The 12,531-nt window shown below is 68.0% G+C and carries 10 protein-coding genes; 8 read left to right on the top strand and 2 right to left on the bottom strand.

Features of this window, described 5'->3' with window-relative positions:
• Positions 1 to 29: 29 nt before the first annotated feature.
• The 8 genes from msuE to AC5P76_RS03880 all read left to right on the top strand — a co-directional run bounded on the left by msuE (position 30) and on the right by AC5P76_RS03880 (position 7,999).
• The gene (gene msuE, locus AC5P76_RS03915) at positions 30 to 611 is read left to right on the top strand and encodes an FMN reductase (RefSeq protein WP_253118785.1); all 582 of its coding nucleotides are present in this window, start codon (positions 30 to 32) and stop codon (positions 609 to 611) included.
• Positions 612 to 770: 159 nt separating this feature from the next.
• Positions 771 to 1,133: a DUF3088 family protein gene (locus AC5P76_RS03910; protein WP_053517565.1), complete on the top strand. Its 363-nt coding sequence runs from the start codon at positions 771 to 773 to the stop codon at positions 1,131 to 1,133.
• 14 nt (positions 1,134 to 1,147) lie between these two features.
• Complete coding sequence (locus AC5P76_RS03905; RefSeq protein WP_053517564.1) at positions 1,148 to 2,143, top strand: LLM class flavin-dependent oxidoreductase; 996 nt, start codon at positions 1,148 to 1,150, stop codon at positions 2,141 to 2,143.
• A gap of 18 nt (positions 2,144 to 2,161) precedes the next feature.
• Positions 2,162 to 3,505, top strand: a complete 1,344-nt coding sequence (locus AC5P76_RS03900) for an LLM class flavin-dependent oxidoreductase (protein WP_253118784.1) — start codon at positions 2,162 to 2,164, stop codon at positions 3,503 to 3,505.
• A gap of 4 nt (positions 3,506 to 3,509) precedes the next feature.
• Positions 3,510 to 4,724: a M20 aminoacylase family protein gene (locus tag AC5P76_RS03895; protein ID WP_180875932.1), complete on the top strand. Its 1,215-nt coding sequence runs from the start codon at positions 3,510 to 3,512 to the stop codon at positions 4,722 to 4,724.
• Positions 4,721 to 5,281, top strand: coding sequence for a GNAT family N-acetyltransferase (locus AC5P76_RS03890; RefSeq protein WP_065181368.1), 561 nt, complete (start codon positions 4,721 to 4,723; stop codon positions 5,279 to 5,281). The genes AC5P76_RS03895 and AC5P76_RS03890 overlap by 4 nt, the downstream gene beginning before the upstream one ends.
• Positions 5,278 to 7,008 carry an amino acid ABC transporter permease/ATP-binding protein gene (locus tag AC5P76_RS03885; protein ID WP_317233196.1) on the top strand — a complete coding sequence of 577 codons (1,731 nt, stop codon included), beginning with the start codon at positions 5,278 to 5,280 and terminating at the stop codon, positions 7,006 to 7,008. The genes AC5P76_RS03890 and AC5P76_RS03885 overlap by 4 nt, the downstream gene beginning before the upstream one ends.
• A 16-nt stretch (positions 7,009 to 7,024) precedes the next feature.
• Complete coding sequence (locus AC5P76_RS03880; RefSeq protein WP_495222666.1) at positions 7,025 to 7,999, top strand: ABC transporter substrate-binding protein; 975 nt, start codon at positions 7,025 to 7,027, stop codon at positions 7,997 to 7,999.
• Positions 8,000 to 8,058: 59 nt separating this feature from the next.
• Here the strand turns inward: AC5P76_RS03880 and AC5P76_RS03875 are convergent, their stop codons facing one another.
• Both AC5P76_RS03875 and AC5P76_RS03870 read right to left on the bottom strand, forming a co-directional pair.
• Positions 8,059 to 11,175: a galactose-binding domain-containing protein gene (locus AC5P76_RS03875; RefSeq protein ID WP_495222665.1), complete on the bottom strand. Its 3,117-nt coding sequence runs from the start codon at positions 11,173 to 11,175 to the stop codon at positions 8,059 to 8,061.
• Between the two features lie 197 nt (positions 11,176 to 11,372).
• A complete protein-coding gene (locus AC5P76_RS03870; protein ID WP_495222664.1) occupies positions 11,373 to 12,452 on the bottom strand; it encodes an MBL fold metallo-hydrolase in 1,080 nt (359 codons plus the stop codon).
• Positions 12,453 to 12,531 lie beyond the last annotated feature (79 nt).

Here is a 12,531-nt window from a genome sequence, read left to right as displayed (position 1 = left end):
CAGCGTCCGGCGTTACCGAGGAGAGTGGCATGTCATCTGGGTTGAAGATTGTTGCGTTGATCGGTTCGCCAACGGCATCGGCGAATTCGCGCACGCTGTTGCTGGTACGGCACCTGCTGGAGGCGCTGCAGCAGCGCCTGCATGCCAGCGTGACACTGGTGGAGCTGGCGCCGATTGCGCGCGCGCTGGGGCAGACGCTGTCGCGCAGCGAGGCCGAGCCCGCGGTGGAACAGGCGCTGGCCACCCTCGAGGACGCCGAGCTGCTGGTGGTGGCCGCACCGGTCCATCGTGGCTCGTACCCGGGGTTGTTCAAGCACCTGGTGGACTTCATCGACCTCGAGGCGCTGGTGGACACCCCTGTGCTGCTGGCGGCCACCGGGGGCAGCGAGCGGCATGCGCTGGTGATCGACCATCAGCTGCGACCTTTGTTCAGCTTCCTGCAGGCGCATACGTTGCCCATCGGCGTGTACGCCACACCAGCCGATTTCGATGGCGAGCAGATCAACAGCGCGGCGTTGCAGGCGCGCATCCAGTTGGCTGCCGAGCGCGCTGCCGGGCATCTGCTGCCGCATGCCGCCAGCGGGCCGGCGCCCCTGCGCCGCATCGCCTGAGCTGCCCATAACGGCCAGCAGTCTGCTTATTGCCAACCTGCATCTGCGTGGCCGGATCCGACCGGCGATTGTCGCCAGCAGGTACGGGCGCGGCGCACAGCTTCTCTAGCATCGATAGCGAAACGGCACTTCATTGCCGGCCCAGACGAGGACGAACCCGTGGCTGCAGCTGCCTCCCCCAAACCCATCCTGTTCCTGCTTGATCGCGAGTTCGTCGACGGCCAGTTGCCGGGCCAGCGCTTCTTCTGCCGGCACAGCCTGCTGCTGGAAGGCGCGCTGTCCAGCATCGACGGCCTGGATGCACAGCTGGACGTGCGCCGCATCGGCTTCGCGCGGCCACGCCGCGAGGTGATCGCGGCGGTGGGCGAGCAGGACCAGTCGCTGCCGAAGCTGGTGCTGCCGCAGGGCGTGCGCAGCGAACACGCCAACGGTGCCTACCAGGACCGGCAGTACGTGACCGGTGCCGAGCCGATCCTGGCCGCACTCAATGGCCTGCTTGGCATTCCTGTGGCCCACCCCTGAGCGAGGACGCGGACATGAGCTACCTCATCAGCGTGCTGGACAAGAGCCCGGTGGCCGAAGGCGCAGGCGCCGAGCAGGCGCTGCGCAACAGCCTGCAGCTGGCCCAGCGTGCCGAACAGCTGGGCTACCACCGCTACTGGTTTGCCGAGCATCACGCGGCACCGACCCTGGCCAGTCCGGCGCCGGAGGTGCTGGCGGCATGGGTGCTGGCACAGACCCGGCGCATCCGCATCGGCAGCGGTGGCGTGATGCTGCGCCACTATGCGCCGTACAAGGTGGCCGAGAACTTCAACCTGCTGGCGGCGCTGGCGCCCGGACGCGTCGACCTGGGGGTGGGCAAGGCACCCGGTGGCCTGCCGGCGTCCACCGCAGCGCTGGCCGCGGGGCGACCGGCCTTCGCCGATTTCGATCAGCAGCTGCGCGATCTGGAAGGATTCCTGTCCGGCTCGCTGGCCGAAGATCATGCGCATGCCAATGCGCAGGCGCGGCCGGTGCCGCAGGTGGCGGCCGAGCGTTTCCTGCTGGGCGCCAGCCCGCAGAGCGCACGGCAGGCGGCGGAGCTGGGCTGGCGCTTCGTCTATGCCGCCCATTTCGACGGCGACCCGAAGCACATCGAAGCGGCGTTCGAGGCCTATCGCGCCGTATCCACGCAGCCGCCGTTGCTGGCCACCGTCGCTTTCGCGGCGCCCACCAGCGAAGCGGCGGCGCGCCATGTCGGCGCATTGCGTGTCTACAAGCTGCACCTCGGCCCGGGGCAGACGGTGAACCTGCCCAGCCCGGACGCCGCGGCCGAGTATGCCCGCCAGGTCGGCGTGACCGACTTCCGTATCGAAGAGACGCGGCCCAGCGTGCTGTCGGGCGACGCGCAGCAGGTGCGCGGGGAACTGGACGCACTGCACCGCCGCTTCGGCGTGGGCGAATTCATCCTCGACGCGCCGGTGGCCGACCTCGACGCACGCCTGGCATCCCTTGAACTGCTGTCGCCCGCGCCACGCGCGGCGGTGGCCTGACCTGCAGGAGCGATACCCATGAGCAAGACACCGCGCCCCATCCCGTTCGGCATCATGCTGCAGGGACCGGGCAGCCACATGCATGCGTGGAAGCATCCGTCCAACCCGGCCGATGCCAGCGTGAACCTGGACTTCTACATCGACATCGCGCGCACGGCCGAAGACAACGGCATCGCGTTCGGCTTCGTTGCCGATGGGCTGTACATCAACGAGAAATCGATCCCGCACTTCCTCAACCGCTTCGAGCCGATCTCGCTGTTGTCCGCGCTGGCCACGGCGACGAAGAAGATCGGCCTGGCCGGCACGCTGTCCACCTCCTACAGCGATCCGTTCACCGTGGCCCGGCAGTTCGCCTCGCTGGACCTGATCAGCGGTGGGCGCGCCGGCTGGAACGTGGTGACCTCGCCGCTGGAAGGATCAGGCCGCAACTACGGCCGCCCGCATCCGGAACATGCGCTGCGCTACCAGATCGCCGACGAGTACCTGGAGGTGGTGCAGGGCCTGTGGGATTCATGGGACGACGATGCCTTCATCCGCGACCGCGAACAGGGCACCTTCTTCGCCACCGACAAGTTCCGCCGCCTCGACCACAAGGGCCGCTTCTTCCAGGTCGAAGGCCCACTGAACATCCAGCGCTCCGCGCAGGGGCAGCCGGTGATCTTCCAGGCGGGCTCGTCCGACGACGGCATCGCGCTGGCCGGCAAGTATGCCGATGCGGTATTCACCCACTCGCCCTCGCTGGAAGAAACCCGTGCCTTCACCCAGAAGGTGAAGAACTCGGCCATCGCCCACGGGCGCAGCGGCAATGACGTGAAGATCTTTCCGGGCATCGGGCCGATTGTCGGCCACACCGCCGAGGAGGCCGAAGCCAAGTACCAGGCGATTGCCGCACTCGCGGGCCTGGACGATGCGCTGGCCTACCTCGGGCGCTTCTTCGACCATCACGATTTCACCCAGTACGATCCCGACGCGCCGTTCCCCGAGCTGGGCGAGATCGGCAGCAATTCGTTCCGCTCCACCACCGATCGGATCAAGCAGGATGCCCGCGAGCAGGGCTTGAGCCTGCGCCAGGTCGCGTCGCAGGCGGTGAGCCCGCGGCCCAACTTCATCGGTACACCCGAGCACGTGGCCGACGAGTTGATCCGCTGGTTCGAGGCGGGCGCCAGCGATGGCTTCATTCTGGGGTTCGCGGCGCAGCGCGAGGGGCTGGACGATTTCGTGACCCTGGTACTGCCGATCCTGCAGGCGCGCGGGTATCACCAGCGCGAGCTGGAAGGGAAGACGCTGCGCGACCACCTGGGCCTGCCGTACAAGGCCAGCCGTCATTCGACGGCCGCCGAACCGGCGCGGAAGGTGGGGTGAGGCGATGAACGTACTGCGCCGGGCATCGTTGACTGTGGCGCCCACCGGGCCGACGGGCGTGCTGCCTGAAATAGCCGCACGCGCCGATGAGGCCATCGCCATCCGCCACGACCTGCATCGACACCCGGAGCTCGCCTTCGAGGAGCATCGCACCAGCGCACGCGTAGCCGAACTCCTGCAGCAGTGGGGCTATACGGTGACCACGGGCGTCGGTGGAACCGGTGTGGTCGGAACGCTGCAGCGGGGTCAGGGCAGCCGCCGGCTCGGGCTGCGCGCCGACATCGATGCGCTGCCGATCCAGGAGGCGTCCGGGCTGCCTTATGCCAGCCAGAACGAAGGACGGATGCATGCCTGCGGTCACGATGGACACACCGCGATCCTACTATCGGCGGCGCATTACCTGGCCCGGCACGGGCGCATCGATGGCACCCTGCAACTGGTGTTCCAGCCGGCGGAAGAAACCGGCTCCGGTGCGTCAAGGATGCTCGCCGACGGTCTGTTCGAGCGCTTTCCGGTGGATGCGATCTACGGACTGCACAACTGGCCGGGTGTGCCGGTGGGGCACTTCGGCTTCGTCGACGGACCGGCGATGGCATCGGTGGACTGGGCACGGTTGAGGGTGATCGGCAAGGGCGGGCATGGTGCGGAACCACAGGGAAGCGTGGATCCCATCCTCGCCGCCGCGCACATCGTCACCGCACTGCAGAGTGTGGTGTCGCGCAATGTGGACCCGCGGCAGATGGGCGTGGTGACGGTCGGTTCGATCCACGGTGGGCAGGCGGCCAACGTGATTCCCGACGTGGTGGAGCTGACGCTGACCGTACGCGCCTATCTGCCCGACGTTCGCGACACGCTGCGCCGCCGCGTGACCGAGCTTGCCGAGCAGACCGCCGCCGCGTTCGGGGCGCGCGCCGAGATCGAGTTCCCGCGTGGCTTCCCGAGCGTGATCAACCATCCGCAGCAGACCGCCTATATCCGTGAGGTGGCGCTGCAGGGATTCGGCGCAGGGCAGGTGCTGGATGCCTTCGCGCCGCGCACCGCCAGCGAGGACTTCGCCTTCCTGCTGCAGGCCCGGCCCGGAAGCTTCGTGTTCGTCGGCAACGGTGACAGTGCATCGCTGCACAGCCCGCGCTACGTGTTCAACGATGCGGTCATCGCCCCCGCCGCCAGCCTCTGGGCGCGGCTGGCCGAACACTATCTGGTGGAGGACGCAGCATGAGTACGGCACCGTTCGAGGAGCGCTTCCTCTACACCTCGGTGGACGATCCACTGGCGCGGCCGCTGTTCGATGGTCTCGAACAGGAGTACGACAGTCGCTATGCCGATGTGCGGCGACGCATCGGTGGCAGTGCGCGCGAGGAGTTGCAACGCTACCCGGCGCAGGCATTCGCTGCGCCGGTGGGAGCATTCGTGCTGCTGCTGCGTGAGGGTGTGGCCATTTCCGGCGGCGCGTTCATGCCTCACCGCGACCCGGATACGGCCGAGTTCAAGCGCATCTGGACACTGCCTGGCCTGCGCCGCCAGGGCATCGCCCGGCGGGTGCTGCAGGAGCTTGAAGACCAGGCCGCACGCCAGGGCTATCGCCGCGTGTACCTGACCACCGGCTTCCGCCAGCCTGAGGCGGTCGGCCTGTACCTGAGCCATGGCTACACCGCACTGTTCGATCTGTCTGCCGACCCGGAATCGATCGCCCATCTGCCGTTCGAGAAGCAGCTGCGGGCACCGGCGCGTCCGCCGGCATCAAGCACTGCCGCCGTGCAGGGAGTCCACGCATGAGTACGCCGTCCACCGCGATCGAGGGTCTGGCCGCGCGTCCGGCACCGGCATTGAAGATCGTGCCGGCGCGGCATCCGCTGCAGGTGTTCGGCACGGTCCTGGCGCTGGCGTTGATCCTGATCGGGCTGCAGTCGGTACTCGGCAATCCACGTTGGGGCTGGGGCACCTTCGCCGAGTGGTTCTTCGCCCGCCCGGTGCTGGAAGGGCTGGGTCGCACGCTGTTGCTGACCGCGCTCGGCACCGGCCTGGGCTTCGCGCTGGGCACGCTGCTGGCGCTGGCACGGGTATCCGGCTCGCCGTTGCTGTCGGCGGTATCGTGGGGCTACGTCTGGTTGTTCCGTTCGATTCCACTGCTGGTGCTGTTGCTGCTGCTGAACAATCTGGGCTATCTGTACAGCACGATCGAACTGGGCATTCCGTTCACCGGCATCAGCCTGTTCTCGTATCCCACCACCCAGCTGATCGGTGTGTTCACGGCTGCGGTGCTGGGCCTGACACTGAACCAGGCGGCGTTCTCGGCCGAGGTGATCCGCGGTGGCATCCTCTCGGTCGATCACGGCCAGTATGAAGCAGCGGCCGCGCTGGGCCTGCCGCGCGGCCGCCAGGTGCGGCGCATCATCCTGCCGCAGGCGATGCGCTCGATCCTGCCGGCCGCCTTCAACGATGTGATCGGCCTGGCCAAGAGCACGTCGGTGGTCTACGTGCTGGCGTTGCCGGAGCTGTTCTACACCGTGCAGGTGATCTACCGCCGCAACCTGGAGGTGGTGCCACTGCTGATGGTGGCCACGGTCTGGTACCTGGTGATCCTGACCGTGCTGTCGCTGCTGCAGCGGCGCGTGGAGCAGCGCTTCGCGCGTGGCCAGCTGCAGCGTGAGCGCAGCGTGTCGCGGGTATCCTCGCCCGCGCCGCGTGCGGGATCGCCGGCTGCGGTGCGGCCGCGCATCGCGAGCGCGGCCGAGGCCGGACAGGGAGCGCCGATATCGCTGCACGGTGTCGGCAAGGCGTTCGACGGGCAGCCGGTACTGGAGGACATCACCCTGGAACTGCGCGGCGGCAGCGTAACGGTGCTGATCGGCCCGTCCGGTGCCGGCAAGTCGACCCTGCTGCGGCTGATCAACCACCTGGAGCGCGCCGACACCGGCTTCGTCAGCGTCGGTGGCCAGCTGATCGGCTATCGCCGTGACGGCGACACCCTGTACGAGCTGCCGGAGCGCGAGATCCGCCGCCGTCGTGCCGAGGTGGGCATGGTGTTCCAGGGCTTCAACCTGTTCCCGCACCTGACCGCGCTGGAGAACATCATCGAGGCGCCGATGGCGGTGCGCGGTGTGCCGCGTACGCAGGCCGAACAGCAGGCGCGCGTGCTGCTGGAGCGCGTCGGTCTGGCGGACAGGGCCGATGCGTTCCCGCGCCAGCTGTCAGGTGGCCAGCAGCAGCGCATCGCCATCGCCCGTGCACTGGCCCTGCAGCCGAAGGTGCTGCTGTTCGATGAGCCGACGTCGGCGCTGGACCCGGAACTGGTGGCCGAAGTGCTCAGCGTGATCGAAGAGCTCGCCCGTTCCGGCACCACGCTGGTGATCGTCACCCACGAACTCGGCTTCGCCCGCCGCGTTGCCGACCACGTGGTGATGATGGACCAGGGCCGGGTGATCGAGCAGGGCACGCCCGAGGCCATATTTGAACACCCGCGCCAGCAGCGCACCGCCGATTTTCTCGCCAAGACCCTCTGATCCGGATGTGACCCCCATGAGTCCTGCAACGTCTCGTCGTCCCTCGCGCAGCACCCTGCTGGTCATCGCTGTGCTGGTCATCGGCATTGCCGGCATCGTCTATTCCCGTGCACGGCAGGGACCGGAGGCCGTGCCCGCAGCGACCAGCAGCCTGGCCGGTGCCGGCGCGCCAGCGCTGCGGGGGACCGTGGATCCGAAAGCGCAGGCGCTGGTTCCGGCGGACTTCCGCTTCGTGACGCCGGGCACGTTGACCGTCGCGACGCATCCCGGTCAGTTGCCGCTGGCCGACTATGGCGCCGACAGCAAGGAAGTGATCGGCATCGAGCCGGACATCGCACGGCTGGTGGCCGATGCGCTGGGCCTGAAGCTGGTGGTGGTGCCGGTCGCCTGGGCCGACTGGCCGCTGGGACTGGAGTCGGGCAAGTACGACGCAGTGCTGTCCAACGTAACCGTGACCGAAGAGCGCAAGAAGAAGTTCGACTTCTCCAGCTACCGTTATGACCTGCTCGGCATCTATACGCGCACCGACGGGCCCATCCAGAAGATCGAGAAGCCGGCCGATGTCGCTGGCCTGAAGGTGGTGGTCGGTGCCAGCACCAGCCAGGACCAGATCCTGCGGCAGTGGGATGCACAGAACATCGCGGCCGGGCTGGAGCCGGTGCAATACCAGTACTTCGATGATTCGGTGGTCGGCCGCCTGGCCGTGATCACCGGCCGGGCCGATGTGTCGTTCGAACCCAACGCTACCGGCGCGTACTCCGCGCGCGATGGCAAGGTGCGGCGCGTTGGCCTGTTTCCGGGCGGTTGGCCGAACGCTGCTGCGATCTCGGTCACCACGCGGAAGGGCAGCGGCCTGGCCGATGCGGTGACCCAGGCGCTCAATACCCAGATCGGCAGCGGCACCTACGCACAGGCACTGGCGCGCTGGAACGTGACCGAGGAAGCCGTGCCGCAGTCGCAGACCAACCCGCCGGGCTTGCCGGATCTCTGACGCCGGGCATGCCCCGGCACCAAGGCTGCTTCTGTAGAGCCGAGCCATGCTCGGCCGCTCTACCAACGCGCCTCCAGCGTCCTGAACGGCTTCGCCAACCGCACACCCTCGGCATCGAAGTCGGAAACGCTACGGCCGTCCACGCGCACCTGCTTCGGTGCCGTGCGCGCGGGCCACCAGACCTTGACGGCCGTGGCGCTGCGCAGCCCTTCGCCGAGCGTCACGGTCAGCGTACCGTCGCGTTGCTGTGCCTGCATCCGCAGCGTGCCGTACGCCGTCGGCAGGCGCTCCACCGCAAGGCCATCGCCGGCCAGCCAGGAGGGCGGCGTGCCCGGCAGCAGTGACAGGGCATCGTCGTCCTCGCGCATCAGCATCCCGAACAGGGTGCGGCCGTATTCGGCACCGATCCAGGTGTGCGGCATGTCGCCCAGGTAGCGCGGAAAACGCAGCCGTGAGTGCACGACTTCGGCCAGCACCTGCCATTGCAGCGGGCGACGGTCGCGCAGCAGGCCCTGCAGCAGTTCGTCGGCCGCTGCGGGCTGGCCCAGATGCACATAGCTCAGGACGTTGCGGATTTCATAAGGGGTGTACGCATACAGCGCACCGGGCCGGTTGCGCTTGCGGACGTCGTCAAGATAGCGGGCAAAGGTGGTGCGCAGCGCATCAGCCGGCAGCACGCTCTGCGCATCGGTGGGATCCAGCGCGATGGAGACGCCGGTCGGGTCGCCATCGCCAAGATCGGCGGAGGAGGGAATGAAATCGATGCCCTTCCACGCCATCGTCGCGCGGATCGAAGCGTGAAGTGCGTCATACAGCGCCTTGTACTGCCCGCGTGCCCAGGTGGCGGTGGCGTGGTCGCCGAGTGATTCAGCCAGCCATGCGCCGTCATGCCAGCCCTTCAGGCCCCAGTAGTCGTCCCAGTAGCTGTGGGTGGGAGAGGGATAGCCCTCGTGGCTGATCGACGGTGCCAGGATGCCGGCAAAGCGTTCCGGCGCCGGTTGATCGGCCTTGTAACCGGGTACCAGCGTGCGCTCACGCAGTTCCTGCAGGAAGCGCAGCGCGGCCTTCACTTTCGGCAGGTACGCACGCACGGACTCAGGGCCACCGTCGAGGCGCGCGACATCGGCCACCAACGCGACGTACTGCCCCTGGCTGTCGTACTCGATGTCCGATCCGAAGCCGGTGTTGACGCTGCCATCGTCATTGAGGATCGGCGACACCAGGCCGTTGGCATGTACCCCGTGTTCGCTGTACCACGCCAGGTAGTCGCGCGCGACCTTGGCTTCGCCCATCCGCAGCAGTACCGCCGAGGTGGCCATGCCGTCGCGGATGAAGGAGCGGTTGTAGTTGCGTGGGCCGGGTTGCATGGCCGGGCCGGTCTGGTTGATCAGCATGTACGCGGCCTGGGCACGCAGCATGTCGACCAGCGACGGATCGGGCAGGCGCAGGCCGACCTGGCCCAATCGTGCCTGCCAGTCCGCAGAGGCTTCGGCGGCCAGCGTCTCGAAGCCGGCATCGGCATCGCCTGGCAGGTGCGCGAGGTCCAGTGCCGGTGGCTCCGGAAGTACACCCTTGGCGTCGGCCGCCGCCGTACCCAGCGGGAAGGCGACGACCACGGATTGGCTGGCGCCGGGCGCCAGTGTGATCCGGTAGTCCAGCGCCGCCGCCGCCAGCCCACGCGCATCGGTGGCCTGGCGTGCGCCGGGCAACCGGCCCGAAGCGATGGCGGAGGTGATCTCGGTTTCGCCGTTCGGGCCGAACGGTGCCGCGCCGGAGGCGCTGACCGCCGACAGCGAGTACAGCAGGGTACGACCATTGACGCGCACGCTCTGGCCGTCGATGGCCACGTCGCGGATCGGCGACAGGCCACCGTTCTGCCACGGCGGGTTCATCTGCATCGGCCGCACCACCAGGCTCAGCGTGCCCTCGACCGGCGTGGTACCGGTATTGCGCAGTCGATGCCGGAGGAAGGTGACGGGCTGGCCGTCGCGCTCGATCGCGAACGCTTCGCTGCGCAGTTCCAGACCGGGTTGCGGCGACCAGGCGGCCGAGGGCATCGGCTTCCAGCCGTCGCGCAGGGCATGCTGCACGGCCTGTTCCGCGGCACCGGCGGCACGCCCATCGGCATTGCGCCAGATCGGCTGCACCAGCGGTGCGCCCTTGAATGCCTCGATGTTGCCGTATTCGTCGAAGATCGACTTCTGCCGTCCGGCATGCACGCCCACGGCCGTCCAGTACGTCTGCTGCATCTGCAACGACGCCGGGAACAAGCCACGCTGCGCGCCGCTGGCGGCGATCTGGTACTGCTTCATCGGCGTCATCACGGCCTTTGGGCCGAGCAGGCGCAGGCGCGTGACCTGTGGCGAGGGCCCGTCGACGATGAGCCGCAGAGCACGCACATCGTGCACCGTATCGCTGGCCAACCAACTCTGGGCATGGCTGGCGGCCTGCGTGTCCTGCGCCAGCGGCTGCCAGCGCCCCTGCGCATCCTGGGCCTGCAGGCGTGCGACGCCACGCTGGCCCGCCCACTCCACCGCCAGGCCGGTGCCCGGCTGAGCACGCGGCAGGGTGATTTCAAGCACATGGCTGCCCTTGCCATCGGTAGGGAGGGCGACGCCGCTACCGCCTTGCCACAACGCGGCTGCCTGTGCGCTGTCGAGTCCGTGCACGCGTGCACTGAGCGTGGCGTCCAAGGGTTCCATCTCGAAGATGGAGACCCCCCAGTCCGACGTGCGCTGGGGACTGGCCAGCCTCAGATAGCGCGCCTGGCGCGGTTCGAAATACAGCGTCTCCACATCGCCCAGCGAGTCGGCCATGGTGTAGGCGGTCTGCCACTGCCGGCCGTCCATCGAGGTCTGCAGCATGTAGCCCTCGGGATTGGAGACATCCCAGGTCAGGCGCGCGCCCCCGAGCAGGGCAGGCGCGCCCAGATCGATCTGGAACCAGTGTCCGGGGCTGAAGGCGCCGCCGGTGACCGTCTTCGGGTCGTTGTCGATCAGATGGCCGATGGCCATCGCCGGGACCTGCTGTGATGAGCTGCTGGCCTGCCACTGGCTGCGCGGTGGCAGTGTCTGCGCCTGCGCGGCGGAGGCCATCACGGCCAGCGGCAGCAGAGCGCGCGCGACGTAGCGCAGGCATGCCCAGGAGGGGCGGAAGCGATCAGCACGCAGCGTCATGTCGACAGCCTTGGAGGTTCGGCCAGGATCGGGCAGGCGCTACGCTAGCAGGGGGTGTAATCGTTTACATGACGCGCTGCAATAGGGGAGAGTGCGGACGCGTGGCGCGACGCCCTGCAAGGCGTCGCGACAGCCATCGTCCGCAACGTCACTGCCTGCACGAACCGGCGCCCCGTGACAGCAGCGCCCAGGCAAGCTCAGCGCAGCGCCACCTGTTCCCACCAGCGCGTGCCTGCCTGCGGCGCCTGCATGTCCAGCGCCTCGCCCATCATCGGCGTGGCGATCGGCACATCGTGCGCGGCTGCCAGCGCGGTGATGCGCTCGAAGGGCTGTTGCCAGTCATGCAGGGCCAGGTCAAAGGTGCCGTTGTGGATCGGCAGCAGCCACTTGCCGCGCAGGTCCAGGTGGGCCTGCAGCGTCTGCTCCGGCTGCATGTGCACGAATGCCCAGCGCGGATCGTATGCGCCGGTTTCGATCATGGTCAGATCGAACGGGCCGTACTTCTCGCCGATGGCCTTGAAGCCATCGAAGTAGCCGGTGTCACCACTGAAGAAGATGCGGAAGTCGCCGTCCTGGATGACCCACGAGGCCCACAGGCTGCGGTCGCTGTCGCCCAGGCCGCGGCCGGAGAAGTGCTGGCCGGGTGTGGCGGTCAGGCGCAGGCCATCGGCTTCGGTCGATTGCCACCAGTCCAGCTGTTCGACCTTGTCCGCGTCCGCGCCCCAGGCGATCAACTGATCACCCACACCCAGCGGCGCGATGAAGCGCGTGGTCTTGCCCGCCAGCTGCATCACCGCAGCGTGATCCAGGTGGTCGTAATGGTTGTGCGAGAGGATCACGCCGGCGATCGGCGGCAGCTGTTCGATGCTGATCGGCGGGGCGTGGAAGCGCGCAGGGCCCATCCACTGCACCGGTGACGCCCGTTCGGAGAAGACCGGGTCGGTCAACCAGTACTGGCCGCGCAGCTTCAGCAGGATCGTCGAGTGCCCCAGCCGGAACAGGCTGCGATCCGGCGCGGCTTCCAGCGCGGCACGATCCAGCGCCTGCACCGGTATGGCGCCCGCGGGTACGGTCCCCTTCGGCTTGTTGAACAGGAAGGTCCACCAGATCTCCAGCCCGTTGCGCAGGCCCATCGCCGGCCGCGGCAGTACGTTGTGGAACTTGCCCTCGCGGTATTGCGGGGAGTCGGGGAAGTCGGGGAGGGACCAGGACTTGCAGAAGGTGTAGGCGGTCACGGCGAGGATTCCAAGCAGGAGGACAAGGAGCAGGCGCTTCATGGGTGACGTCCGCAGGGTACACTGCACAGTGTAGTTTCCTGCTGCGGAAAAGTATACTCATCGGTGTAAAATGGGGGTA

The organism is Stenotrophomonas sp. YJH_SMC_36, assembly GCF_059369935.1.
This window is presented reverse-complemented; position numbering and strand designations above follow the sequence as displayed.

Excerpts from the sequence above, each read along its gene's own strand:
- msuE (WP_253118785.1), top strand. The coding sequence starts at position 30 with ATGTCATCTGGGTTGAAGATTGTTGCGTTGATCGGTTCGCCAACGGCA.
- AC5P76_RS03905 (WP_053517564.1), top strand. The coding sequence starts at position 1,148 with ATGAGCTACCTCATCAGCGTGCTGGACAAGAGCCCGGTGGCCGAAGGC.
- AC5P76_RS03900 (WP_253118784.1), top strand. The coding sequence starts at position 2,162 with ATGAGCAAGACACCGCGCCCCATCCCGTTCGGCATCATGCTGCAGGGA.
- AC5P76_RS03895 (WP_180875932.1), top strand. The coding sequence starts at position 3,510 with ATGAACGTACTGCGCCGGGCATCGTTGACTGTGGCGCCCACCGGGCCG.
- AC5P76_RS03890 (WP_065181368.1), top strand. The coding sequence starts at position 4,721 with ATGAGTACGGCACCGTTCGAGGAGCGCTTCCTCTACACCTCGGTGGAC.
- AC5P76_RS03885 (WP_317233196.1), top strand. The coding sequence starts at position 5,278 with ATGAGTACGCCGTCCACCGCGATCGAGGGTCTGGCCGCGCGTCCGGCA.
- AC5P76_RS03880 (WP_495222666.1), top strand. The coding sequence starts at position 7,025 with ATGAGTCCTGCAACGTCTCGTCGTCCCTCGCGCAGCACCCTGCTGGTC.
- AC5P76_RS03875 (WP_495222665.1), bottom strand. The coding sequence starts at position 11,175 with ATGACGCTGCGTGCTGATCGCTTCCGCCCCTCCTGGGCATGCCTGCGC.
- AC5P76_RS03870 (WP_495222664.1), bottom strand. The coding sequence starts at position 12,452 with ATGAAGCGCCTGCTCCTTGTCCTCCTGCTTGGAATCCTCGCCGTGACC.